The organism is Pseudomonas cremoricolorata DSM 17059 = NBRC 16634 (genome assembly GCF_000425745.1).
GTDB lineage: Bacteria > Pseudomonadota > Gammaproteobacteria > Pseudomonadales > Pseudomonadaceae > Aquipseudomonas > Aquipseudomonas cremoricolorata.
This window is the reverse complement of sequence record NZ_AUEA01000012.1, coordinates 27,544-51,146: the sequence shown is the minus strand read 5'-3', so window position 1 is coordinate 51,146 and position 23,603 is coordinate 27,544. Positions and strand designations below refer to the sequence as shown.

At 64.9% G+C, this 23,603-nt stretch carries 20 protein-coding genes and 1 pseudogene; 11 read left to right on the top strand and 10 right to left on the bottom strand.

Features of this window, described 5'->3' with window-relative positions:
• The first annotated feature begins 9 nt into the window (after window positions 1–9).
• Window positions 10–2,178 carry a M48 family metallopeptidase gene (locus H618_RS21745; protein ID WP_050577319.1) on the top strand — a complete coding sequence of 723 codons (2,169 nt, stop codon included), beginning with the start codon at window positions 10–12 and terminating at the stop codon, window positions 2,176–2,178.
• 43 nt (window positions 2,179–2,221) lie between these two features.
• On the opposite strand, the gene H618_RS0114845 is transcribed toward H618_RS21745, so the two are convergent.
• From H618_RS0114845 to H618_RS0114835, 3 genes are all read right to left on the bottom strand, one after another.
• A complete protein-coding gene (locus H618_RS0114845) occupies window positions 2,222–2,992 on the bottom strand; it encodes a MetQ/NlpA family ABC transporter substrate-binding protein (RefSeq protein WP_028695814.1) in 771 nt (256 codons plus the stop codon).
• 63 nt (window positions 2,993–3,055) lie between these two features.
• The gene (locus H618_RS0114840; RefSeq protein ID WP_028695813.1) at window positions 3,056–3,727 is read right to left on the bottom strand and encodes a methionine ABC transporter permease; all 672 of its coding nucleotides are present in this window, start codon (window positions 3,725–3,727) and stop codon (window positions 3,056–3,058) included.
• Entirely contained in the window at window positions 3,727–4,734 is a 1,008-nt protein-coding gene (locus H618_RS0114835; RefSeq protein ID WP_028695812.1) for a methionine ABC transporter ATP-binding protein, read from the bottom strand. Before H618_RS0114835 ends, H618_RS0114840 begins: the two co-directional genes overlap by 1 nt.
• Before the next feature lie 224 nt (window positions 4,735–4,958).
• Here H618_RS0114835 and katE point away from each other — a divergent pair, with 224 nt between their 5' ends.
• Window positions 4,959–7,103 (top strand): catalase HPII, encoded by a 2,145-nt coding sequence (katE, locus tag H618_RS0114830; protein WP_028695811.1) that lies wholly within the window; start codon window positions 4,959–4,961, stop codon window positions 7,101–7,103.
• A 104-nt stretch (window positions 7,104–7,207) separates the two neighbouring features.
• Here katE and H618_RS0114825 read toward each other — a convergent pair whose 3' ends face one another.
• From H618_RS0114825 to zur, 4 genes are all read right to left on the bottom strand, one after another.
• Entirely contained in the window at window positions 7,208–7,915 is a 708-nt protein-coding gene (locus tag H618_RS0114825) for a PA5502 family lipoprotein (protein ID WP_028695810.1), read from the bottom strand.
• A 128-nt stretch (window positions 7,916–8,043) separates the two neighbouring features.
• Window positions 8,044–8,826 carry a zinc ABC transporter permease subunit ZnuB gene (gene znuB / locus H618_RS0114820; protein ID WP_028695809.1) on the bottom strand — a complete coding sequence of 261 codons (783 nt, stop codon included), beginning with the start codon at window positions 8,824–8,826 and terminating at the stop codon, window positions 8,044–8,046.
• Complete coding sequence (gene znuC / locus H618_RS0114815; protein ID WP_028695808.1) at window positions 8,819–9,592, bottom strand: zinc ABC transporter ATP-binding protein ZnuC; 774 nt, start codon at window positions 9,590–9,592, stop codon at window positions 8,819–8,821. Before znuC ends, znuB begins: the two co-directional genes overlap by 8 nt.
• Window positions 9,589–10,074 carry a zinc uptake transcriptional repressor Zur gene (gene zur, locus H618_RS0114810; RefSeq protein WP_028695807.1) on the bottom strand — a complete coding sequence of 162 codons (486 nt, stop codon included), beginning with the start codon at window positions 10,072–10,074 and terminating at the stop codon, window positions 9,589–9,591. The genes znuC and zur overlap by 4 nt, the downstream gene beginning before the upstream one ends.
• A gap of 65 nt (window positions 10,075–10,139) precedes the next feature.
• Here zur and H618_RS0114805 point away from each other — a divergent pair, with 65 nt between their 5' ends.
• Entirely contained in the window at window positions 10,140–11,078 is a 939-nt protein-coding gene (locus H618_RS0114805) for a zinc ABC transporter substrate-binding protein (RefSeq protein ID WP_028695806.1), read from the top strand.
• Between the two features lie 37 nt (window positions 11,079–11,115).
• Here H618_RS0114805 and H618_RS0114800 read toward each other — a convergent pair whose 3' ends face one another.
• Window positions 11,116–12,066, bottom strand: a complete 951-nt coding sequence (locus tag H618_RS0114800) for a homoserine kinase (RefSeq protein ID WP_028695805.1) — start codon at window positions 12,064–12,066, stop codon at window positions 11,116–11,118.
• A gap of 71 nt (window positions 12,067–12,137) precedes the next feature.
• Window positions 12,138–12,425 (bottom strand): DUF2782 domain-containing protein, encoded by a 288-nt coding sequence (locus H618_RS0114795; RefSeq protein WP_028695804.1) that lies wholly within the window; start codon window positions 12,423–12,425, stop codon window positions 12,138–12,140.
• Window positions 12,426–12,500: 75 nt separating this feature from the next.
• On the opposite strand from H618_RS0114795, the gene polA reads away from it, so the two are divergent.
• Window positions 12,501–15,266 (top strand): DNA polymerase I, encoded by a 2,766-nt coding sequence (gene polA, locus H618_RS0114790; RefSeq protein WP_028695803.1) that lies wholly within the window; start codon window positions 12,501–12,503, stop codon window positions 15,264–15,266.
• 337 nt (window positions 15,267–15,603) lie between these two features.
• Here polA and yihA read toward each other — a convergent pair whose 3' ends face one another.
• The gene (gene yihA / locus H618_RS0114785; protein ID WP_028695802.1) at window positions 15,604–16,236 is read right to left on the bottom strand and encodes a ribosome biogenesis GTP-binding protein YihA/YsxC; all 633 of its coding nucleotides are present in this window, start codon (window positions 16,234–16,236) and stop codon (window positions 15,604–15,606) included.
• Window positions 16,237–16,575: 339 nt separating this feature from the next.
• Between yihA and H618_RS23485 the strand changes: the two are divergent.
• The 7 genes and pseudogenes from H618_RS23485 to H618_RS0114755 all read left to right on the top strand — a co-directional run.
• A pseudogene (locus tag H618_RS23485) lies at window positions 16,576–16,674 on the top strand (cytochrome C); the annotation flags it as partial.
• 31 nt (window positions 16,675–16,705) lie between these two features.
• Window positions 16,706–17,323 carry a c-type cytochrome gene (locus H618_RS0114780; protein ID WP_028695801.1) on the top strand — a complete coding sequence of 206 codons (618 nt, stop codon included), beginning with the start codon at window positions 16,706–16,708 and terminating at the stop codon, window positions 17,321–17,323.
• 151 nt (window positions 17,324–17,474) lie between these two features.
• Window positions 17,475–18,110 carry a thiol:disulfide interchange protein DsbA gene (gene dsbA, locus H618_RS0114775; RefSeq protein ID WP_028695800.1) on the top strand — a complete coding sequence of 212 codons (636 nt, stop codon included), beginning with the start codon at window positions 17,475–17,477 and terminating at the stop codon, window positions 18,108–18,110.
• A gap of 10 nt (window positions 18,111–18,120) precedes the next feature.
• Entirely contained in the window at window positions 18,121–18,975 is an 855-nt protein-coding gene (locus tag H618_RS0114770) for an endonuclease/exonuclease/phosphatase family protein (RefSeq protein WP_028695799.1), read from the top strand.
• Window positions 18,976–19,022: 47 nt separating this feature from the next.
• The gene (locus H618_RS0114765) at window positions 19,023–21,041 is read left to right on the top strand and encodes a GGDEF domain-containing protein (RefSeq protein ID WP_028695798.1); all 2,019 of its coding nucleotides are present in this window, start codon (window positions 19,023–19,025) and stop codon (window positions 21,039–21,041) included.
• 58 nt (window positions 21,042–21,099) lie between these two features.
• A complete protein-coding gene (locus tag H618_RS0114760; RefSeq protein WP_028695797.1) occupies window positions 21,100–21,876 on the top strand; it encodes an N-acetylmuramoyl-L-alanine amidase in 777 nt (258 codons plus the stop codon).
• A gap of 106 nt (window positions 21,877–21,982) precedes the next feature.
• The gene (locus H618_RS0114755) at window positions 21,983–23,590 is read left to right on the top strand and encodes an EAL domain-containing protein (protein WP_028695796.1); all 1,608 of its coding nucleotides are present in this window, start codon (window positions 21,983–21,985) and stop codon (window positions 23,588–23,590) included.
• The last annotated feature ends 13 nt before the right edge of the window (window positions 23,591–23,603 follow it).

Below are 23,603 nucleotides of genomic sequence, written 5' to 3'. Positions count from 1 at the left end.
GCGTTGGCCATGACGCGTGACCAGTGGACGTTGGGCCGGCGCTTGCTGCTGGTACCGGTGCTGTTGCTGTTGATGGCGCTGTGGCAAGGCCATCGCGCCGACGCTACACGCACCGACGCCCTGCAACAGCAAAGCGAGTTGCGCAGTTTCGCGCTGAACATGCAGCAGTTGCAGGCGCAGAACTCACGCGAGTCGATTCAGCTGGGCGACAAATCCTATTCACCGGCACTGGCCGAGGCGCTGGCCCAGCGCCGATTGCATCAGTTGGAGCGAGAGGTCGGCGTCGCGCGTATCGGCAGTTGGCTGCCGGGCCCGGCGCAAGGCTTCGCTGCGCTGCTGCTGGTGCTGGGCGTGGCCTCGCTGCTGGCGGTGCATTTTGCCGGCAAGGCGGCGTTGCGCTCGCGCGCGCGCCTGGTCAGCCTGTTCTACCTCGGCCGCCAGGTACTGCCGACCGTATTGCTGTCGCTGGTGCTGTTGCTGACCATCACCGTGGTGCTGGAAATCGCCTACGAGGCGCTGTGGCTGTTCACCGTGGAGCAAAGCGGTTCCGGGCTGGCGAAGTTGCAACTGCTGGCCGGGATGATCCTGCTGATCATGCTCTGGCCGCTATACCGCCTGCCGCGCCAGCTCAAGGCCATGACCCAGCTGTTCGACCGTGAACCCCACACCATCTTCGGCAGGTCGCTGAGCGAAGAGCAGGCGCCGGTGTTGTGGGCGCGGGTCCGGGCCTTGGCTGGGCGTCTCGAGGCGTTGCTGCCCGATCACATCGTGGTCGGCTACCTGGACGGCTTTTACGTGACCTCCAGCGAAGTCGAGTTGGCCCCTGCCGGGCAGCGCCTGCAAGGGCGCACGTTGTATGTGCCGCTGCCTTTGCTGGCGCTGCTCGATGCTAACGAGACAGACGCGGTGATTGGCCACGAACTAGCACACTTTTCCGGCCAGGACACTGAGTACAGCATGCGCTTCATGCCGATCTACGACGGTGCCTGGCGCAGTGTCGGCGTGCTCCGCGAGCGCATGGCCGGCGGCTTCCTGCAAGGCCTGCTGACCCTGCCGGCGCACGACCTGGCGGTGCATTTCATGCGTTCGTTCGACCATGCGGTGAGCCACTGGAGCCGCAGCCGCGAACTGCTTGCCGATGCCACCGCTGCGCGTCTGCAAGGGGCGCAGGCGGTGGTCGACTCATTGGTGCGCACCAGCGCCTTGGGCACGGCGGTCGATGTTTGCCTGAACGAATGGTGCCAGCAACCCGAAGCCTGGCCGGACGACGTGCTGCAGGCCCTGCTGGTGCACCTGGCGGCGCAGCCGCCGCAGTTGCCGGACGGCGAACTGGACGAGGTACTGCCGCACCCCACCGACAGCCATCCACCGACCATCCAGCGTCTGCAAGCGCTGGGCATGGGCCTTGACGCTATCGACAGCGGGCGCGGCTTGCGTGCGGTGCAGCCCTCTGCCGCCATGGCCTGCCTGGAACAGGCGCTGCCGGGAGGCGGCGTGCTGGCGCGGCAGTTGAGCGATGAGCTGGGCAAGCGGCTGGTGGAGCACCATGAAGAAATGCGTCAGGACCTCGAGGCTCGGGCACAAGCCGCCGATGACAGGTGCGTGCTGCACGAGGGAGCGCAGCTGCGCGGGCGTATCGTGCTGGGCCTGGCGGTGGTGTTCGCAGCGGGCGGTCTGTGGCTTGGGTGGATGGCGCTGGTGTCCGGCAGCAAGCCCGCGCTGGTGACTTTCTTCAGCATCGTGGCGGCCACGCTGGGTGCGCTCAGTGTGTTGTTCGGTGTGCTCGGCTGGCGCCTGATTCGGCGCGCCGACACCCCCGCGCTGATCTTCGATGCCTATGCCATGCACTTTGCCAACGCGCCGCAGGGCGTGGCGCTGCACCATGTCGAGGACTACCAGATTCTCGCCACCCCCGCGTTGACCTTGCGTTTCCGGCTCGCCGAGGATGCGCCGCTGCCGGCGTTGCGCAAGAAACGTTTCTGGGGGCCTGATGCGAAGTTCGACGTGAAGACGCGCACCATCAGCCTGGGACTGACGCGCTGGAGCATCGATGGCAAGGCATTGGATGTGCAGGCGCTGGCGGCCCTGGTGGCGCGCTATCTGGAAGGGGGGCATGCGCGGCACGCCCTGGCCGAGCTGCAGGAGCAGGCCCAGGCGGCGCAACCGGCCGGGCACTGACTGCGATTGCCCACGCCGACGGGCGTGGGCAGGCGGGTATCACTCAGAACGCAGGTACGACCGCGCCCTTGTACTTCTCGGTGATGAACTGCTTGAGCTCAGGCGAATGCAGGGCCTTGACCAGCTTCTGCATGTCGGCGGAGTCCTTGTTGTCCGGGCGAGCGACCAGGATGTTCACGTAGGGCGAGTCGCTGCCCTCGATGACCAGTGCATCGCTTTCCGGGTTGAGCTTGGCTTCCAGGGCGTAGTTGGTGTTGATCAGCGCCAGGTCGACTTGGGTCAGCACGCGCGGGATGGTCGCCGCTTCCAGCTCACGGAACTTGAGGTTCTTGCCGTTGGCGGTGATGTCCTTGACCGTGGACAGGATGTTGCTGTTGTCCTTGAGGCTGATCACGCCAGCCTTGGCCAGCAGCAGCAGGGCGCGGCCGCCGTTGGTGGCATCGTTGGGGATGACCACGGTGGCGCCGGTGGGCAGTTCGTCGAGCTTCTTGTACTTGCTCGAGTAGGCGCCCAGTGGCTCCAGATGCACGCCGGTGACGCTGACCAGGTCGGTGCCCTTGGCTTTGTTGAACTCATCCAGGTACGGCTGGTGCTGGAAGAAGTTGGCGTCCAGACGCTTTTCCGCCACCTGCACGTTGGGCTGGATGTAGTCGGTGAATTCCTTGACCTTGAGGTCCACGCCTTCCTTGGCCAGTTGTGGCTTGACGAAGTTGAGGATCTCGGCGTGCGGCACCGGACTGGCAGCGACGGTCAGGGTATCGGCATGGGCCGAGAAAGCCGCGACGGCAGCGGCGACAGCAAGCAGTTTCTTCATCAAACACTCCTTGTGAGGCCACAGGCGGCCCCGAACGGGTCGGCAGGGCCGACCCCATTGCGCTTATTTGCGGGAAAAATGCACAACCAGTTTGTCGCCAACGCTCTGCAGAACTTGAACCAGCACCAGCAACAGCACCACGGTGACCACCATGACGTCGGTCTGGAAGCGCTGGTAGCCGAAGCGGATCGCCAGGTCGCCCAACCCGCCCGCGCCGACCACACCGGCCATGGCGGTGTACGACACGAGGGTGATGGCGGTGACGGTGATGGCCGCGAAAATCCCCGGACGCGCTTCAGGCAGCAAGGCGCTGGTGATGATCTGCCGGGTGCTGGCGCCCATCGACTGGGTGGCTTCGATGATGCCGCGATCGACCTCACGCAGGGCGGTTTCCACCAGTCGCGCGAAGAACGGCGTGGCTCCGACCACCAGTGGCGGGATGGCCCCGGCCACGCCCAGCGAAGTGCCGGTGATCAGCACGGTGATGGGGATCATCACGATCAGCAGGATGATGAACGGCAGCGAACGCAGGATGTTGACCACCAGCGACAGCAACGCGTACACGCCCTTCTGCTCGAACATCTGCCGCGGCCCGCAGAGGAACAGCAGCACGCCCAGCGGCAGGCCCAGCAGCACGGTGAACAACAGCGAGCCGAACAGCATGATCAGGGTGTCGCCCGTCGCCAGCCAGATTTCGGCCCAGTCGACATTGGCGAAGAAATTCACGGCGTCCATCAGCGCAGTACCTCCATATGAACGTCAGCCGCGGTGAAACGGGCGAAAGCCGCGTCCATGTCACCGCCGATCAGGGCCAGGGTCAGCTGGCCGTACGGCACGTCCTTGATGCGGTCGATGCGCCCGGCCAGGATGCTGTAGTCGACGCCGGTTTCCCGCGCCACGGTGCCCAGCAGCGGTGCGTAGGTGGCCTCGCCCTGGAAGGTCAGGCGCACGATGCGCCCAGGCACATGGGCGAAGTCGTCGCGCTGCTCGCCCTCGTCGACCTGCTCGTCTTCCTGGACGAAACGCTTGGTGGTCGGGTGCTGCGGATGCAGGAACACCTCGGCCACGCTGCCCTGCTCGACGATATGCCCGGCATCCATCACCGCCACCCGGTCGCAGACGCGACGGATGACGTCCATTTCATGGGTGATGAGGACGATGGTGAGCTTCAGCTCGCGGTTGATCTCGGCCAGCAGTTGCAGCACCGAGGCGGTGGTCTGCGGGTCGAGGGCACTGGTGGCCTCGTCGCACAGCAGAATCTTCGGATGGGTCGACAAGGCCCGGGCGATGCCGACGCGTTGCTTCTGCCCACCCGACAACTGCGCCGGGTATTTTTTCGCATGCTCGGTCAGCCCGACGCGGGCCAGCAACGCGGCTACCCGGGTGTCGATTTCGCTGCGTGACAGCTCACCGGCCAGGGTCAGTGGCAGGGCGACGTTGTCGGCGACGGTCTTGGAGGCCAGCAGGTTGAAGTGCTGGAAGATCATGCCGACCTGCTGGCGGAAGCGCCGCAGGCGATTGGCATCGAAGGCGGTGACATCTTCGCCATCGACGATGATCTTGCCACCGGTGGGGTTCTCAAGCCGGTTGATCAGGCGCAGCAAGGTGCTCTTGCCGGCGCCGGAATGGCCGATCAGACCAAAAACCTGGCCGTTTTCGATGCTCAGGCTGGTCGGGTTGAGGGCGGGGATGTCCCTACCGGCGACGCGGTAGGTCTTGTGCACATGTTGGAACTCGATCACGTAGCGAACCTTGTGGGGCGCATTGAATTTGGGGTCAGCGGTTAGCCGAGGTCGCGCATTTTAGCCTTTTCACGGCGATCTTCTTAGCATTTATTTCCCGTTGGTCCGAACCTGGCGACATAACGTCACGCGGGTAAAACCGGATGGAACGCACGGCAATTGGCCCTAGTCACTACTTGAACGAGCCCGAATGGGCAGCCTGATAATGATGAGGAGTACCCGAGATGCCGACCAAGAAGACGCCGGATTCCAAACACAGTGAGGTTGCCGGGGTCGATACGCCCGACAAGGCCAACACCAACGCCAAGCTGCAAAGCCTGGGCGATGTGCGCAGCGATGCCACTGGCCAGGCGCTGCGCACCAACCAGGGCGTGAAGATTGCCGATAACCAGAACACTTTGAAGGCCGGGCCGCGCGGACCGTCGCTGCTCGAAGACTTCATCATGCGCGAGAAGATCACCCACTTCGACCACGAGCGCATCCCGGAACGTATCGTCCACGCCCGCGGTACGGGTGCTCACGGCTACTTCCAGAGTTACGGCAACCACAGCGAGCTGACCAAGGCCGGCTTCCTGCAAGACCCCGAGAAGATCACCCCGGTGTTCGTGCGTTTCTCCACCGTGCAGGGCCCGCGCGGCTCGGGTGACACGGTGCGCGACGTGCGTGGTTTTGCCGTGAAGTTCTACACCGATGAAGGCAACTTCGACCTGGTCGGCAACAACATGCCGGTGTTCTTCATCCAGGACGCGATCAAGTTCCCTGACTTCGTCCACGCTGTGAAGCCTGAACCGCACAACGAAATGCCCACCGGCGGCTCGGCCCACGACACCTTCTGGGACTTCGTTTCTCTGGTGCCGGAATCGGCGCACATGGTCATCTGGGCGATGTCTGACCGCGCCGTGCCGCGCAGCCTGCGCATGATGGAAGGCTTCGGCGTGCACACCTTCCGCCTGATCAACGCCCAAGGCGTGTCCAGCTTCGTCAAATTCCACTGGAAGCCCAGCCACGGCGTGCATTCGGTGCTGTGGGACGAAGCGCAGAAAATGGCTGGCAAGGACACCGACTTCCACCGCCGCGATCTGCGCGAAGCCATCGAGACCGGCGACTATCCGGAATGGGAACTGGGCGTGCAGATCATCTCGGAAGCGGACGAACACAAGTTCGACTTCGACCTGCTCGACCCGACCAAGCTCATTCCCGAAGAGCTGGTGCCGGTGACGCCACTGGGCAAGATGGTGCTCAACCGCAACCCGGACAACTTCTTCGCCGAGGTCGAACAAGTGGCGTTCTGCCCGGGGCACATCGTGCCGGGTATCGACTTCAGCAACGACCCGTTGCTGCAAGGGCGTCTGTTCTCTTACACCGATACCCAGCTCAGCCGCCTCGGTGGGCCGAACTTCCACGAGATTCCGATCAACCGTCCGGTGGCGCCGAACCACAACAACCAGCGCGACGCGATCCATCGCCAGACCATCCACAAAGGCCAGGCGGCCTATGAGCCCAACTCCATCGACGGCGGCTGGCCGAAGGAAACCCCGCCTGCGGCGCAGGATGGTGGCTTCGAGAGCTACTACGAGCGCATTGATGCGCACAAGGTGCGCGAGCGCAGTGATTCGTTCGCCGATCACTTCTCCCAGGCGCGGCTGTTCTTCCAGAGCATGAGCAAGACTGAACAACAGCACATCATCAAGGCCTACAGCTTCGAGCTGGGCAAGGTCGAGCGCGAGTACATTCGTGAGCGTCAGGTCAATGAAATTCTCGCCAACATCGACCTCGACCTGGCTGCGGCAGTGGCGGCCAACCTGGGCCTGCCGGCACCGAAGGCCGGCACCGTGGAGGTCAAAGGCTCGAGCGTGAAGGCCTCACCTGCCCTGAGCCAGATGAACCTGCCGGGCACGGTCGGTATCAAGGGCCGCAAGATCGCCCTGCTGGTGGCCGATGGCGTCGATGGCGCCAGTGTCGACCGCCTGACCAAGGCCTTCGAAGCGCACAGCGCGCGGGTACTGCTGCTGGGGCCGTCCAGCGCGCCGGTGAAGACCGCTGATGGCAAGCAGCTCAAAGTCGATGCGTCGATGGAAGGCATGCCTTCGGTGATGATCGACGGCCTCTGGGTGCCGGCCGGCAAGGCCGCCCACGACGCGTTGGCCAACAGCGGCCTGGCCAAGCACTTCCTGCTCGAAGCCTACAAGCACCTCAAGCCCATGGGCCTGGCTGCCGAAGGCAAGGCGTTGCTGACGACGCTGGGGCTCAAGGAAGACAAAGGCCTGCTGCTGGGCGACGACAAGAAGGCCGTGGAAGCCTTGGTTGCCGTGCTCAAAGAGCATCGGGTGTGGGATCGTGAGGCTGCGGCCGAGGCGATTCCGGCCTGATGGCGGAGCGTGCTGCGGGGGCCTGATCGCCCCCTCTGGCGAATCGACACTGCGGGGCAAACCAGGCGACTGGTTTGCCCCGCAGTGTTTTCAGGCGATGGTGTTCACGGTTTGGGTGTGACCAGCACGGCCTGGGCGCTGAGCTGGCGGTGAATCTCGTGGCGCTGTTTGAGGGCGAAGTCAGGGTCGATGGCCTCGACACGCTTCTTCAGCAAGGTTTGCAGCCACGGTGCGTCCTGGCGACGCGGCACCTGGAACACCACCTCGCAGTGATAATTGACCACGTCGGTGGCGATGTCATCGAGTTGCTGGCGCAGGGCGGCGATGTCAGTGGTGTGCAAGGCGATCACGGTGGTCGGCGCGGTGGGGTCGATCAGGCGTGCCTCAGGCTTGGCTTCGGCGGCCTTGAGCGCCGCTTCGGCCTTGGCCAGCTCGGCCTTGCGCGCCTGTGCAACCGAATCACCGCCAGTCACTGCCGGAGCCTGCGGCATCAGCGCGCGGGCACGGGCCAGAGCGGTTGCAGCGGCATTGACGTCGCCCTTCTGCAGGACGATCTGGCTGCGTTGCAGGTAGGCCTCGGCGAGTTGGCGCTGGTATTGCTCGACGCGGGCATCATCCGGGGTACGGGTTTGCAGCGCGCTGAGCTGATCTTCGGCGGTCGCCAGTTCGTGGCTGGCGATGGTTTGCTGCAGCTGCTCCCAGCCATCCGGCTGGCTGGCGACCAGGGGCGGCTCGGCCGGCTTGCTCGCACAAGCGCCGAGCGTCAGCGAAAATATGGCAAGCAGTAGGTAACGGGTAGCGAACGGCTTCATTCCTGCGACTCTCTATTTGCGCAAAAAGCGAGCAAGTCTACACCCAGGTGCGCACGCTCGAAAACAGGTCTTACAGACCCTTTACCCGGGAAAAGGTTGCAGGGTGCGCTGGTTCGCATCCCGGCGCTTCAGCGTTTTGGCAGTGCCAGGCTGAGCAAGAATAGCACCGCTGCACTGACCACGATCGAAGGTCCGGCCGGCGTGTCCTTGAACCACGACAGCGCCAGGCCCGCGCACACCGCGGTAATCCCCAGCAGGCTGGCGCCCAGCGCCATCTGCTCCGGCGAGCGGGCGTGACGCTGCGCCGCAGCCGCTGGGATGATCAGCAGCGAGGTGATCAGCAGCACGCCGACGATCTTCATCGCCACGGCAATCACCACGGCGATCAGCAGCATCAGCGCCAGGCGCAGCCCGGCCACCGGCATGCCCTCGACGGTGGCCAGCTCTTCGTGCACGGTCACCGCCAGCAGCGGCCGCCAGAGCACCGCCAGCAGGCACAGCACCAGCGCGCTACCGCCAAGAATCCAGGCCAGATCCGTGGGGCTGATGGCCAGCAGGTCGCCGAACAGGTAGCCCATCAGGTCGATGCGCACATCGTGCATGAAGCTCAGCACCACCAGGCCCAGCGACAAGGTGCTCGGCGCCAGAATCCCGAGCAGGGTGTCCGAGGCCAGGGGCTGACGTTGCTGCAAGGTCACCAGCACGATCGCCAGCAACAGGCAGCCGACGGTCACCGCCAGGGTTGGGCTGACATCCAGGGCAAAGCCCAGGGCCACGCCAAGCAGCGCGGCGTGGGACAACGTGTCGCCAAAGTAGGCCATGCGCCGCCACACCACGAACGAACCCAGGGGGCCGGCCACCACGGCCAGGGCCAGGCCTGCAAGCAGGGCATACAGAAGAAAATCAGCCATGCTTGCAGTGCGCTCCGTGAACATGGGTTTCGGGGGTGATGACCGCGCCATGCAGGTCGTGGCTGTGATCGTGATGGTGGTGGTAGACGGCAAGGTTCGGCGCGGTCTGGCCGAACAGTTCGACGAAGGCCGGATCGCCGCTGACCTGCTCGGGGTGGCCCGAGCAGCACACATGGCGATTCAGGCACACCACCTGGTCGGTGGCGCTCATCACCAAGTGCAGGTCATGGGAGACCATCAGCACCCCGCAGCCATAGCGGTCGCGCAGACGGGTGATCAGCCGGTACAGCTCGGACTGCCCGACCACATCCACCCCTTGCACCGGCTCGTCGAGCACCAGCAGTTGCGGCTTGCGCAGCAGTGCCCGGGCCAGCAGTACGCGCTGCATCTCACCGCCGGAAACGGTCTGGATCGGGCTGTCGATGACCTGCTCGGCACCGACTTCCTGCAACGCCGCCAACGCTGCTGCGCGGTCGACCCCAGGCACCAGGCGCAGGAAGCGCAGCACCGACAGCGGCAGGGTCGGGTCGACCTGAATCTTCTGCGGCATGTAGCCGATGCGCAGGCGCGGCTGGCGCCAGACCTTGCCGGTGTGCGGCTTGAGCAGGCCGAGCACGGCGCGCACCAAGGTGGTCTTGCCCGCGCCGTTGGGGCCGATCAGGGTGACGATCTGCCGTGGCGCCACGGCCAGGTCGATGCGCTCGAGCACGGTTTCCCCGGAAAAACTGACCCCCACCTGCTCCAGACGAATCAGCGCCTCGCTCATGCCGCGCTCCGGCAGTTGCCGCACAGGCCGACGATCTCCACGGTCTGTGCTTCGACCTGGAAATTCACCGCGGCTGCGCTAGCGACGATGGCGTCACTGATGCTGGCCTGTTCGAGCTCCAGCGCAACGTGGCAGTTGCGGCAGATGAGGAACTGGCCCTGGTGGGCATGCTCGGGGTGGCTGCAACCGATGAAGGCGTTGAGCGAGGCGATGCGGTGCACCAGGCCGTTTTCCAGAAGGAAGTCGAGGGCGCGGTACACCGTCGGGGGGGCGGCACGACGGCCGTCCTGTTCGCTGAGCACTGCAAGGATGTCGTAGGCCCCCAGCGGCTTGTGGCTTTGCCAGACCAGCTCCAGCACCCGACGGCGCAAGGCGGTCAGGCGCAGGCCCTGGCGGTTGCACAGGACGTCGGCTTCGGCCAGCGCGCTGTGCACGCAGCGGGAGTGGTCATGGGGACGGTGGGCCAGCGGGGTGATGGACATGGGCAGCGACGGCTCTGGATGGAGACGTTATTATGTTACCTGTTCTGTCCAGCCGAGTATTCCCCGTGACCCGATTCCTGGCTTTTTTTGTCGCTTTTCTTACCGTCTCGGCGCATGCCGACGTGCGTGTGCTGACCAGCATCAAACCGCTTCAGCAGATCGCTGCCGCCGTTCAGGACGGCGTCGGCAGCCCCGACGTGCTGCTGCCGCCGGGCGCCTCGCCACACCACTACGCCCTGCGTCCTTCGGATGTGCGCAAGGTCGGTTCCGCTGACCTGCTGTACTGGATCGGCCCGGACATGGAAAGCTTCCTGCCCCGCGTACTGGGCCCGCGCAGCAAGCCCACTGTGGCGGTGATGACCCTCAAGGGCATGCACCTGCGTCACTTCGGCGAAGACAGCCATGGCCATGATGATCAGGACGAGCATGCAGCCCACGACACTCCGGCAGGCACCGACGACCACGATCACGACCACCGTCCCGGAAGCCTTGACGCACACCTGTGGCTGTCCACCGTCAACGCCCGCGTGATCGCGGCGAAGATGGCCGCCGACCTGTCCCGGCTGGACCCGGCCAACGCCGCGCGCTACCAAGCCAACAAGACGGCCTTCAGCGAGCGCCTCGATGCGCTGGATGCGCGCATCAAAACCCGTGTAGCGGGCGTTGCCGGCAAGCCGTTCTTCGTCTTCCACGAAGCGTTCGACTACTTCGAAGCGGCCTACGGCCTCAAGCACACCGGCGTGTTCAGCGTTGCCTCGGAAGTGCAGCCTGGCGCCCAGCATGTTGCCGCGATGCGCGCGCGCCTGCAGGAAGTGGGCAAGACCTGCGTGTTCAGCGAGCCGCCGTTGCGCCCGCGTCTGGCCGAAACCCTGACCGCCGGTCTGCCGGTGCGCCTCGCCGAGCTCGACGCCCTGGGCGGCACCGATCCGGTGGATGCCACGGGCTATGAGCGTTTGCTGGATAAACTGGGCAGCGATCTGGCCGGCTGCCTGGAACAGCTCTGAACCGCTGGGCAGGGCCGTACAGCGGCCCTGCCCTGTTTCACAAGGCGAACGGCAGGTGCAGCGCGACCTGTTGCCGCTGTGCCAGGCGTACCTCGAACTCGCTCGGGTCGTGGATCATCACGTCCATGCCGGCGAACGATTTGGCGGCGATCAGCCGCGACAGCCAGAAGCGCACGCAGGCGACCCGCAGCATCACCGGCCACAGCTCGGCTTCGCTTGCGGTGAAAGGTCGTAGCGCGGCGTAGGCGGCCAGCAGCGCCTGGGCACGCGGCAGGTCGATATGGCCGTCAGCGCAACTGCACCAGTCGTTGAGAGTGATAGCGATGTCATACAGCATCGGCCCGGAACAGGCGTTGTAGAAGTCGATCACCCCGGTCAGGTGGGTGCCTTCGAACATCACGTTGTCGCGGAACAGATCGGCATGCAGGTTGGCTTGCGGCAAGCCGAGGATCTGCGCCTTGTGCGCCTGGATTTCCACCAGCGCCTGATCGAGCAGCTGGCGTGGGGCGGGCTCCAGATCAGCAGCCAGCTCGCTGCCGGCACTGAGCATCCATTCCAGGCCACGGTCGGTGCGGCGGGTGATGATGCGCTCGCGGGTGGCCAGGTGAATGTGTGCCAGCAGCTCGCCGACCTGGGCGCAATGCTGGTTGTTCGGGGTCTTGATGTGCTTGCCGGACAGCCGCGGTTGCAGCAGCGCCGGCTTGCCGCACAGCTCGCGCAGGGCATTGCCGTCGGCATCGCGCAGTGCATAGGGCACTGGCATGTCAGCCTCGTGCAGCACGTCGAGCAGTTCGATGAAGAACGGCATGTCTTCGCTGGGGCCGCGCTCGATCAGTGTCAGGACGAACTCACCCTGTTCCAGACTGACGAAAAAATTGCTGTTTTCGGTGCCGGCGGCGATGCCCTGGAAATCCAGCAAACGGCCCAGTCGATAGGGCGCGACGAAGGTTTCCAGCTCGGGCCGGGTCACGGGGGTGAAGACTGACATGATGAAAATTTGCCCATGCAGGCACTTCCGCCGGGAAGTGCCGGGTTGATGTGAACGATACGCGCGTCAGCTTACCACTCGAAGATTTTCCACGAGGGAATCAGCATGTCCGGCTGGTCGGAGCGGACGAAGTTGCCGTCGGAGCCGTCGGCGCGTACCAGGAAGTAAGGCTTGCCGTGTTTGGGCGTGACTTTGATCGCGTACAGGAAGCCGTTTTGCCGGTATTCCTGAATGGTCCTGTCGCCTTCCGTGCGAATGGTCACCTCGGGATCGGCCGATGGCGCGTCGTCCACAGCGTGGCTGAGGACGGGCAGGCTGGCCAGCAGGCCTGCCAGTAACAGGCGATTGAATGTCCGCATGATAACCTTGTCCCTTTATCGTCAATGATTCTGGCTATTCTAGCGCCGGACCCGTCGAAAAGGTTGAATCTGCTCATGAGCCTCGCGCCCCTCGTCCTGGTGGACGGTTCCTCGTACCTGTACCGCGCGTTTCACGCGCTGCCGCCGCTGACCACCTCCAAGGGCAAGCCCACCGGCGCGGTGAAAGGCGTGCTGAGCATGCTCAAGGGCTTGCGCCGGCAGTACCCCGAGAGCCTGTTCGCCGTGGTCTTCGATGCCAAGGGCGGGACTTTCCGCGATGCGCTGTTCGCCGAGTACAAGGCCAACCGGCCGAGCATGCCCGATGATCTGCGCATGCAGGTCGAACCGCTGCATGCCAGCGTGCGCGCGCTGGGCTATCCACTGCTGTGCGTCGAAGGCGTCGAGGCCGATGACGTCATCGGCACCCTCGCCCGCAGCAGCGCCGCGCAAGGCCGACCGGTGGTCATCTCGACCGGCGACAAAGACATGGCGCAGTTGGTGGACGAGCACATTACCCTGGTCAACACCATGACCGGCAGCGTGATGGACATCGCCGGCGTGCACGAGAAGTTCGGCGTCGGCCCTGAACACATCATCGACTTCCTCGCGCTGATGGGCGACAAGGTCGACAACATCCCGGGCGTACCCGGGGTCGGCGAGAAGACCGCAGTCGGCCTGCTGACCGGCATCGGCGGTGGTCTGGCCGAGGTGTATGCCAACCTCGACCAGGTCGCGGGCCTCAGCATTCGCGGCGCCAAGACCCTCGCCGCCAAACTCGAAGAGCACCGCGATGCAGCGTTCCTCTCTTATGAGCTGGCGACCATCAAGATCGACGTGCCGCTGGACATCGAAGTCGAAGCGCTGGTGTGCGCCGAGCCTGATCGCGACACCTTGCTCGAGCTGTACAACGACCTTGAGTTCAAGAGCTGGGTTGCCGAAGTGCAGCGTGAGGCGGTCAAGGTCGGTGACGTCGTCGCACCGGCCAAGGCGCCGGCAGAAAAGGTCGAGGCGAAGTACGAGACCATCCTCGACGAGGCGCGTTTCCAGCATTGGCTCGAACGCCTGAACAACGCCTCGCTGTTCGCCTTCGACACCGAAACCACCAGCCTCGATGCGCAGCAGGCGCAACTGGTCGGCCTGTCGTTCGCCATCGAGCCCCATGAAGCGGCCTACGTGCCGCTGATGCACGACTATGAAGGCGCACCGGCGCAGCTGGACCGTGACCGGGTATTGCTGGCGCTCAAGCCGCTGCTGGAAAACCCGGCCAAGGGCAAGATCGGCCAGAACGCCAAGTACGACATCAACATCCTCGCCAATTGCGCGATCGGCGGCGATCCGGCCCAGGGCATCGAGATGCGCGGGGTGGCCTACGACACCCTGCTCGAATCCTACGTGCTCAACTCCACGGCCACCCGCCATGACATGGACAGCCTGGCCCTGCGCTACCTGGAGCACACCACCATCACCTTCGAAGACATCGCCGGGCGCGGTGCGAAGAAGCTGACCTTCAACCAGATTCCGCTGGAAACTGCTGGCCCTTACGCCGCTGAAGACGCCGACATCACCCTGCGCCTGCACCATGCCTTGCAGGCGCTGCTGGCCAAGACCCCAAGCGTGCAGCCGGTGTTGATGGACATCGAGATGCCGCTGGTGCCGGTACTGGCGAAGATCGAGCGCCAAGGCGCGCTCGTCGATGCCGAGCTGCTGCGGGTGCAGAGCAGCGAACTGGGCGAGAAGATGGCCGCCCTGGAGAAAGAAGCCTTCGAACTGGCCGGCGAGCAATTCAACCTCGGCTCGCCCAAGCAGCTTGGCGTGATCCTCTACGACAAGCTCGGCATGCCGGTCCTCAACAAGACCTCCAAAGGCCAGGCCTCCACGGCCGAGGCGGTGCTCGCCGAGCTGGCCGAGATGCAGTACCCGCTGCCCAAGGTTCTGATGCAGTACCGCACCCTGAGCAAGCTCAAGAGCACCTACACCGACAAGCTGCCCGAGCAGATCAACCCGCGTACCGGGCGCGTGCATACCTCCTACCAGCAGGCGGTGGCAGCCACCGGACGGCTATCCTCCAGCGACCCGAACCTGCAGAACATCCCGATCCGCACCGCCGAAGGCCGGCGCATCCGCCAGGCGTTCATCGCCAGCCCCGGCTACAAACTGCTGGCGGCCGACTACTCGCAGATCGAGTTGCGCATCATGGCCCACCTGGCCAAGGACGAGGGCCTGCTGCACGCCTTCCAGAACGATCTGGACGTGCACCGCGCCACGGCTGCGGAAGTCTTCGGGGTGCCGCTGGAGTCGGTCAGCAACGACCAGCGACGCAGCGCCAAGGCGATCAACTTCGGCCTGATCTACGGCATGAGTTCGTTTGGCCTGGCGCGCCAGATCGGCGTCGACCGCAAGCAGTCGCAGGCGTACATCGACCGTTACTTCACCCAGTACCCCGGCGTGCTGGCCTACATGGAGCGCACCCGCACCCAGGCGGCCGAGCAAGGCTTCGTCGAAACCCTGTTCGGCCGGCGTCTGTACCTGCCCGACATCAATGCCAAGAACCCGGCCCTGCGCAAGGGCGCCGAGCGCACCGCGATCAACGCGCCGATGCAGGGCACGGCGGCCGATATCATCAAGCGCGCGATGGTCACCGTCGATGCCTGGCTGAGCGAGAGCGGCCTGGACGCGCGGGTGATTCTGCAGGTGCACGACGAACTGGTGCTGGAGGTGCGTGAAGATCAGGTCGAGCAGGTGGCGCAGCAGATTCGTCTGCATATGAGCGGCGCCGCGCAGCTGGATGTACCGCTGCTGGTCGAGGTGGGGATTGGTTCGAACTGGGACGAGGCTCACTGAAACGTGAGCACGATGCCGGTTGGCTCTGCGGCTGAACGTCGCAGTGCCCAGCCGGTGCGTTAAGCTGCCTGATGCCTGGAGATGCGAACGCTATCGCGATTTGTTTCATCGGTTCAGGAACTAAACCGGTGAAGCGCGACTCAGACGTACTGAATGGCTGGTGAAGCCTTTCGATGCTCCTATGTTGTGTTAAGTGTTGGCAGATATCTGGACCCCGCCCTAGCGGTCCGGACTTGGACCCCGAACTTCCCCCTCCCCATACGAAGTCCGGGGTTTTTTTTGCCTGCGATTTGACCTTCGGTGCACGCCGGGCACCTGTCGATGCCCGGCGCCACGGTCATTCTGCAGGCTTGTCTTCCAGCTCCATCCACCCGGCCAGCACGCCATACGCCTCTTCCAGACCCTGGCGCTTGGGCGCCGAGAACAGCTGGATGGTGGTGCCCTCGCCCCAGCCCTTGCGAATCTCTGCCTGCACCTTGAGCAGGGTGTTCTTGGCGGCGCCGAAGGTCAGTTTGTCGGCTTTGGTCAGCAGAATGTGCATGGGCATGCCGCTGGCGCGGGCCCAGTCGAGCATCATCTTGTCGAAGTCGGTCATGGGGTGGCGAACGTCCATCATCAGGATCACCCCGCGCAGGCATTCACGCCCGCCCAGATAGGCTTCGAGGTGGCGCTGCCAATGCTGCTTGAGCGGAATCGGCACCTTCGCGTAACCGTAGCCGGGCAAGTCGACCAGACGCCGTTGCTCATCCAGGCTGAAGAAGTTCAGCAACTGCGTGCGGCCCGGGGTTTTCGAGGTGCGCGCCAGGCTGGCGTGGGTCAGGGTGTTGAGGGCGCTGGATTTGCCGGCGTTGGAACGGCCGGCGAAGGCCACCTCGTAACCCTGGTCGCTGGGACATTGGTCGACCTTGGCGGCGCTGAGGGCGAAGGTGGCTTTCTGGCACAGGCCGAGGATGGGGTTCTTGACTTGCATGGGATATCCGATGTGGGTGTTGCCGCAAGCAGGCGCAATGACCTGTGCGGCAAGCGGTGTCGTTTCCGTTTGGATGGCGGAAGTATATAATGCCCCAGTTTTTGTGTGCGCATTATCCCGGCGAAGGGTGGTGCGTACGGGTGCCGACCAACAGCTTGCGCATAGAACGCAGCGCGGCGCCCAGCCCTGAAAGGTCATCGAGCAAGGTGAAACGGCGATTGCCTACGGTGTATCCAGCCGTTTCCGGCGCTCAGGCTACACAGGCTTGCGAGGCGTTGTACAACCGCATGTGTGCGGACTGCTACAAGGCATGCAGGTGCGGGTGGCGCAATGATCCAGGGTTTCAAGGCTATGCCGCCGCGTGGATTGTGCACGGACTGCAGTACCGAGGACTACCGGTTGGTCATCCTCTGGATGAGCGGCAGTCCCGATACATAACATTTCACTCTTAGCCGTGTTGGATTAGCTGATGAACAAACTATTCGTGAGTCTGCTGTTGACCATTGGCGTCGCCGGCGTAGCCCATGCTGCGCAACCGATCAAGGGCGACGCCGCCGCAGGCCAGGGCAAGACGGCCATCTGCGGCGCCTGCCACAACCCCGACGGTAACAGCCTAGCGCCCAACTTCCCGAAACTCGCCGGCCAGGGCGAGCGCTACCTGGAAAAGCAACTGCACGATATCCAGTCCGGCAAGCGCCAGGTGCTGGAAATGACCGGCATGCTGGCCGGCCTCAATGACCAGGACATCGCCGACATCGCAGCCTACTTCGCCAGCCAGAAAGGCAGCGTGGGCGCCGCCGACCCGCAGTTGGTGGAACGTGGCCGGGCCCTGTTCAACGGCGGTGACCTCGAAAAGGGCATGCCCGCCTGCACCGGCTGCCACTCCCCCGACGGCGCAGGCCTGGCTCTGGCCGGCTTCCCCCACCTGAGCGGCCAGCATGCGCAATACGTGAGCAAGCAGCTCACCGACTTCCGCGAAGGCAACCGCACCAACGATGGCGATGCCATGACCATGCGCTCGATCGCCAGCAAGCTCAGCAACAAGGATATCGAAGCGCTGTCGAGCTACATCCAGGGCCTGCATTAACGTTCGGTTAATGCGCTTGGCAAAAGATGAAAGGGCAGCGTGGCTGCCCTTTTTCTTGCCCACTGCCGTTACACTACAGAACTCACGCCCGCCCCGGCCGGTCACAGCTCGGTCGTCATCGCGGCGTTTCAAGACAGCCCAGGAGTGAAGCATGCGTAAACTGATTCTCAGCGCCACGCTGGTCGCCGCCAGCGTATTCGGTATGGCCGGTGTCCAGGCCGCCGAGCCCGCCAAGGCAGGCGAGCAATACATCGAGCTGAGCAACCCTGTTCCCGTATCCCAGCCTGGCAAGATCGAAGTCGTCGAGCTGTTCTGGTACGGCTGCCCGCATTGCTACCACTTCGAGCCGACCCTCAATCCCTGGATCAGCAAGCTGCCGCAGGACGTCAACTTCAAGCGCGTACCGGCCATGTTCGGCGGTCCATGGGATGCCCATGGCCAGATGTTCCTCACCCTCGAAGCGATGGGCGTCGAGCAGAAAGTGCATGACGCCGTGTTCGACGCCATCCAGAACCAGCGCAAGCGCCTGACCGACCCTCAAGACATGGCTGACTTCCTCGCCACCCAGGGCGTCGACAAGGACAAGTTCCTCTCCACCTTCAACTCGTTCGCCATCAAGGGCCAGGTCCAGCAGGCCAAGGCACTGGCGAAGAAGTATGAAATCACCGGCGTTCCAAGCATGGTGGTCAACGGTAAATACCGCTTCGACCTGGGCACCGCAGGCGGGCCGGATGGCGTGCTGAGCGTGGCCGACCAGCTGATTGCCAAGGAACGCGCCGCCAAATAAGGGGCAAGCCATGCGCCGGTCCAATCCCATTCGTGGTATCGGCCTGCACCAGCCGCAGGTCAACGAACATCACCTGCAGACCACCGGTCTGCCGGAAGATGGTCGCCTGCGGCTGCTCAGTTTCAACATTCAGGTGGGCATCAGTACCGAGCGCTACCACCATTACCTGACCCGTAGCTGGCAGCACCTGCTGCCGCACACCGGGCGCGCCGGCAACCTGCAGAAGATCGGCCAGCTACTGGCCGACTTCGACCTGGTGGCGTTGCAGGAAGCCGACGGCGGCAGCCTGCGCTCGGGTTACGTCAACCAGGTTGAGCACTTGGCTCAGCTCGGCGCCTTCCCCTACTGGTACCAGCAGCTCAACCGCAACCTGGGCCGTTTCGCCCAGCACAGCAACGGCGTGCTCAGCCGGCTCAAGCCCCAGCAACTGGAAGATCACCCGCTGCCAGGCCCTTCCGGGCGTGGCGCCATTCTGGTGCGCTTCGGCGAAGGTCCGGACGCCCTGATCGTGGTGATGATGCACCTGGCCCTCGGCGCCAAGACCCGTGCCCGCCAGTTGGCCTATGTGCGTGAATTGATCGGCGGCTACCGCCATCAGGTGCTGATGGGCGACATGAATACCCATGCTTCCGACCTGCTCGAGCACTCGCCCTTGCGCGATCTCGGACTGGTCGCCCCGCAGGTCGAAGCGACCTTCCCCAGCTGGCGCCCACAGCGCTGCCTTGACCACATCCTGCTCAGCCCCAGCCTGACCCTGGAGCGGGTCGAAGTCCTCGCCCAGCCGATTTCCGACCACCTCCCCGTGGCCGTGGAGATTCGTTTGCCTGACGCCCTGACTGTGGATACGCTGCCGGTCTTGCGCTGACGCCCCACCGGGTCAGGCAATGCCACCACCCCTAGCGGACCCCGGGCATGACAGACGACGCCGAGCGTTGGAAAGAGAAGTACCTCAAGACCATCGAGCAGCACGACAAGATCGAGCGCCGCTGGGATGCGCGCCTCGACCTGCTGCGCCGGGGGCTGGTGCGCAGCACGCTGGCGGCCGAAGGCAGCGACAAGGCGGTCGACCTGTGCATGAAGGAAATGCGCGAGGTGATCCGCAGCGACAACATGGACGCCGGCCTGGCCGGGCTGATTCCGCGGCTGGAAAAGGCCGTGCTCGACTCCGAGCACCGCCGCGAAACCCGTATGAACCAGGTGCGCGAAGCGCTGACCTCGCTGGTCGATCAATTGCAGGGCCTGCCGCTGCCCGCAGAACACACCCGGGCGCTGAAGAAGCTCGGCAAGAAGATCGACGGGGGTGTCGGCCAGTCCCGCGACTTGCCGCCGCTGCTGGGTGAGCTCAGCGGCTTGCAGGAACGTGCCCTGGCTGCGCTGAAAAAGGCGCCGGACGACGCTCGCCCAGGCTTGCTGCAACGCTTGTTCGGGGCGCGGGAAAGCGCTGAAGCGCTGGCCGAACCCACCGCGCCGCTACAGCCCCAACCGGCTCCGGCTCCGACTCCGACTTCGACTCCGGCTGCCGAGGCCGCGCCGGTTGCGCCTTCTGCATCACCCTCGGTCGCGCCGGAGCCCCCTATCGAGCCAGAGCCGATGCCAGCACCGGTTGCGGCCGCCGTGGTCGAAGCCGCGAGTGAATCATCGACCCAGACCCCGCAGCAGCTCATGCAGGCCCCGGCACCGACAGTCCACGCCCCGGCGCCTGTCGCGCAAGCCGCTGACGAAGCCGCTGTACCTGCTGCGCACTCTGCCGAAGCCACGGCCACAGCCACTGACGAACAGCGCGTCCTCGAGCCTGCTGCGCCCGCCGCCGCGCCGTTGCCCGCCCTGGCCGACACCTGCGCCGCCGAAGACGGCCCGTACGCCCTGCCCCAGGCCCTTGAGCCTCCCTACAGCCAGGTGGCCGTGCATATCGAGCAGACCCTGCTCGGCCTGCTCGATGACCTCAACCTGCCCGAGCACTACAAGGATCAGGCACTGGCCATGCGCGAGCGGGTCGCCCGGGGCCTGAACTGGTACGAGCTGATCCCGATTCTCGATGACCTGGCCGTGTTCATGCTGGCGATCACCGACAGTGGCAAGCATGAGTTCGAGGCCTACCTGCAGCAGCTCAATGAACGCCTCGAAGCGTTCCATGGCCACTTGCAGGACGCCAGCGCCGGTCACGCCGACAACAGCGTCGCGGCGCAGCAGCTCGACAGCCAGCTGCGCGAGCAGGTCGATGGCCTGCAGAGCAGCGTCAAGGGCGCCTCCGACCTGGCCAGCCTGAAGCAGGTGCTTGACAGCCGCTTCGAAGGCCTGCTCGGCACCCTGGATGCCCACCAGCACGCCCGCGACCAACGCGAGCAGGAACTGGCCGCACGCCTGCACGGCCTGGCCGCGCGCGTGGCGGGCATGGAGCAAGAGGCGCTCGGCTACCGCGAGCACCTCGAGGAACAACGCCAGAAAGCCCTGCTCGATCCGCTCACCGGGCTGCCCAACCGCGCGGCCTGGGCCGAACGCATCGAGCAGGAAGTACAGGCCTGGCACAACCAGGGTGGGCAGTTGTCGATGGCGATCATCGACCTCGATCACTTCAAGCGCATCAACGATGGCTACGGCCACCTGGCGGGCGACAAAGTGCTGAAGATCGTCGCCAACGTGCTGAGCAAACGCCTGCGCGCGCGGGATTTCATCGCCCGTTTCGGCGGTGAAGAATTCGTCCTGCTGATGCCGCAGACGCCGCTGAGCGCCGCTGCGCAGTTCGCCGATAGCCTGCGCGCCGCCGTCGAGGCCTGCCCGTTCCACTTCAAGGGTGAGCCGGTGACCATCACCCTGTGCATCGGTGTCAGCGCCTTCAACCCCGCCGAGCGCAGCGACGCCGTGCTCAAGCGCGCCGATCAGGCGCTGTACCGGGCCAAGGCGCAAGGACGCAATCGCGTCGAACAGGGCTGAGTCATCGCGGCGCTTGCGTTATGCTGTCGCGTCACCGACTCAGCCCACCGTAGGCCCCATGAAAGCGCTCATCACCTCTGTTCTCGTGTTACTGCTGGCCGGTTGCTCGTCCGGCCTGCGCATCGACCGCAGCCATGTCTCGGCCAACCAGGATGGGCGCATCCAGTTCGTCGTCCTGCACTACACCAATGCCTCGCTCGAGCGCTCGATGGCGCTGCTGACCCATGGCGAAGTCAGCAGCCATTACCTGATCGGCGACGGCCCTGCCACGGTCTACCAGCTGGTCGACGAGAGCCGTCGCGCCTGGCATGCCGGCGACAGCCAGTGGGATGGCCGTACCTGGCTCAACTCCACCTCGATCGGCATCGAAATCGTCAATCCCGGCTTCACCGACACCCCGCAGGGGCGGGTCTGGCACCCGTACAGCGAGCAGCAGATCCAGGCCGTGATCGCCTTGGTCAAGGACATCGTTAAACGCAACGCCATCCAGCCGCGCTACATCGTTGGCCACAGCGATATCGCCCCCCTGCGCAAGCTCGATCCGGGGCCGTTGTTCCCCTGGAAGCGCCTGGCCGATGCGGGCCTGGGGCTGTGGCCCGACGCCAATGCCGTGGCCCGTCAGCAAGCCATATTCGCAGTCAGCCCGCCGTCGATCGTCTGGTATCAGCAGCAGCTGGCGCGCTTCGGCTACGCGGTGCCGCAGAACGGCGAGCTGGACCAGGCCACGCGTCAGGTGATCACCGCCTTCCAGATGCGCTTCCGCCCGCAGCGCTATGACGGCCAGCCGGATGCGCAGACCGCAGCCATGCTTCAGGTGCTCAACCACATGCGCTGAGGGCGGGTGCCCCTGCACAGATGAAAGGTCGATGAACCCCGCCCAACGGGCAGGCTGAAACCTGCGCCAGTTGCTATACCTGCGTGTATTCAACTGGATGCTGCGCATGCCCGCCCCCCCAACCGCCCTGCGTCAGATTTTCGACCGTCCCTGGCTGCTCGCCGTACTTGCGGCAGTGGTCAGCGCTGGGCTGTTGCTGGCTGCCAGCGTCGGCCTTGCCGTGCAGCAGATGAACCGGGAAGAAAGCGCGCAGATGAACGCCCAGGGCGAGCGTTTCCGCGAGCGCCTGGAGCAGGTCTTCGGCGAGCTGCGCCAGGGCGTCGATACCTTGCAGGCGCAACCCCTGCGCGGCTGCGACGCGGCGATGAAGACAGCGTTGCAGGAGGTCGGCCTGCGTTCACGCTTCATCTATGAGGCGGCCTACGTCGATACCAGCCAGGCCTGTTCGAACCGCGGTGGCGAACGGGTGATCGAGCCGCAGCGGGCCGCCGACATCCAAGGCCCCACCTACCGCTACTGGCTCAACACCAGCACCGAACCCAACGACAACCTGGCGGCGCTGATGCTCGGCCGCGGGCGGTTTCTGGTGTCGACCTCGCGTGGCCATCTCACCGACGTGGTCGACCTGCCGCCGGGCGGCAGTCTGCTGGTGCTGCTCGACCATGGCAGCCGGGCGATCCCCGTGCTGGGTCCGGCGCAGCAATGGCCGCCCTCGGCAGACTGGCCGCCGCGCTCGCACAGCCCTTTACTCGAAATGAGCGACAAGCTCGTCTACCGCATGCCGACCCGCTCCCCCGACTACCAGCTGGTGCTGATCGCGCCCCGCGCCAACCAGCCCGTGCGCCTCGACGGGCCGCTGTGGTTGCTGTTTCCGGTCAGCCTGCTGCTGGCCGCTTGCATCGGTTGGTTGACTCTGCAATGGATCGAGCGCCGGCGCTCGATGAGCTCGGCGCTGCAACAGGCGCTGCGCCGCGGCGAGCTGCAAGTGCTCTACCAGCCCATCTTCGAGCTTGCCAGCCGGCGCTGCGTGGGCGCCGAGGCGCTGGTGCGCTGGCACCGGCAGGACGGCAGCCTGACCAGCCCCGACCTGTTCATTCCCATGGCGGAAAACACCGGGCAGATCCGCCAGATCACCGATTTCGTTCTGCAGCGCGTGCTCGAGCAGCTCGGCCATGTGCTGCGCGCCAACCGCCAGTTGTACGTGTCGGTGAATCTTGCGGCCTGCGATGTGATGGCGCCGCGCATCGGCCTGGTCGCCGCCCGCCTGTTGGCCCGGCACCGGGTGTCGGCCACGCAGATCGCCTTTGAAGTCACCGAGCGCGGCCTGATCGATGTGGTGGTGGCGCGCGACAACCTGCAAGCGCTGCGCGCCTCGGGGCATCAGGTGCTGATCGATGATTTCGGCACTGGCTACTGCAGCTTGTCGTACCTGCAAACCCTGCCGGTGGACTGCCTGAAGATCGACAAGGCGTTCATCGATGCCCTTGGCCACGATGCCGCCAGCAGCGGCGTGGCCCCGCACATCATCCGCATGGCGCATTCGCTGCACCTGCGAGTGATCGCCGAGGGCATCGAGTGCGAAGCGCAGGCGCTGCTGCTCAGCAGCGAGGGGGTTAATTATGGTCAGGGCTGGTTGTTCGCCCAGCCCCTCAGCGCCCAGCAGTTCATCGCCCTGCTTGCCCGCAGCCGGCCGCTGGCTGCGGGCAGTTCGTGAACGGCGGTGCGCG

Bases quoted from the DNA above. Each gene is read 5' to 3' on its own strand.
- znuB (WP_028695809.1), bottom strand. From the start codon at position 8,826: ATGGCTGATTTTCTTCTGTATGCCCTGCTTGCAGGCCTGGCCCTGGCC.
- polA (WP_028695803.1), top strand. From the start codon at position 12,501: ATGAGCCTCGCGCCCCTCGTCCTGGTGGACGGTTCCTCGTACCTGTAC.
- H618_RS21745 (WP_050577319.1), top strand. From the start codon at position 10: ATGACGCGTGACCAGTGGACGTTGGGCCGGCGCTTGCTGCTGGTACCG.
- H618_RS0114795 (WP_028695804.1), bottom strand. From the start codon at position 12,425: ATGCGGACATTCAATCGCCTGTTACTGGCAGGCCTGCTGGCCAGCCTG.
- zur (WP_028695807.1), bottom strand. From the start codon at position 10,074: ATGTCCATCACCCCGCTGGCCCACCGTCCCCATGACCACTCCCGCTGC.
- H618_RS0114755 (WP_028695796.1), top strand. From the start codon at position 21,983: ATGCCCGCCCCCCCAACCGCCCTGCGTCAGATTTTCGACCGTCCCTGG.
- H618_RS0114840 (WP_028695813.1), bottom strand. From the start codon at position 3,727: ATGGACGCCGTGAATTTCTTCGCCAATGTCGACTGGGCCGAAATCTGG.
- dsbA (WP_028695800.1), top strand. From the start codon at position 17,475: ATGCGTAAACTGATTCTCAGCGCCACGCTGGTCGCCGCCAGCGTATTC.
- H618_RS0114770 (WP_028695799.1), top strand. From the start codon at position 18,121: ATGCGCCGGTCCAATCCCATTCGTGGTATCGGCCTGCACCAGCCGCAG.
- H618_RS0114825 (WP_028695810.1), bottom strand. From the start codon at position 7,915: ATGAAGCCGTTCGCTACCCGTTACCTACTGCTTGCCATATTTTCGCTG.
- H618_RS0114845 (WP_028695814.1), bottom strand. From the start codon at position 2,992: ATGAAGAAACTGCTTGCTGTCGCCGCTGCCGTCGCGGCTTTCTCGGCC.
- znuC (WP_028695808.1), bottom strand. From the start codon at position 9,592: ATGAGCGAGGCGCTGATTCGTCTGGAGCAGGTGGGGGTCAGTTTTTCC.
- H618_RS0114765 (WP_028695798.1), top strand. From the start codon at position 19,023: ATGACAGACGACGCCGAGCGTTGGAAAGAGAAGTACCTCAAGACCATC.
- H618_RS0114760 (WP_028695797.1), top strand. From the start codon at position 21,100: ATGAAAGCGCTCATCACCTCTGTTCTCGTGTTACTGCTGGCCGGTTGC.
- yihA (WP_028695802.1), bottom strand. From the start codon at position 16,236: ATGCAAGTCAAGAACCCCATCCTCGGCCTGTGCCAGAAAGCCACCTTC.
- katE (WP_028695811.1), top strand. From the start codon at position 4,959: ATGCCGACCAAGAAGACGCCGGATTCCAAACACAGTGAGGTTGCCGGG.
- H618_RS0114800 (WP_028695805.1), bottom strand. From the start codon at position 12,066: ATGTCAGTCTTCACCCCCGTGACCCGGCCCGAGCTGGAAACCTTCGTC.
- H618_RS0114780 (WP_028695801.1), top strand. From the start codon at position 16,706: ATGAACAAACTATTCGTGAGTCTGCTGTTGACCATTGGCGTCGCCGGC.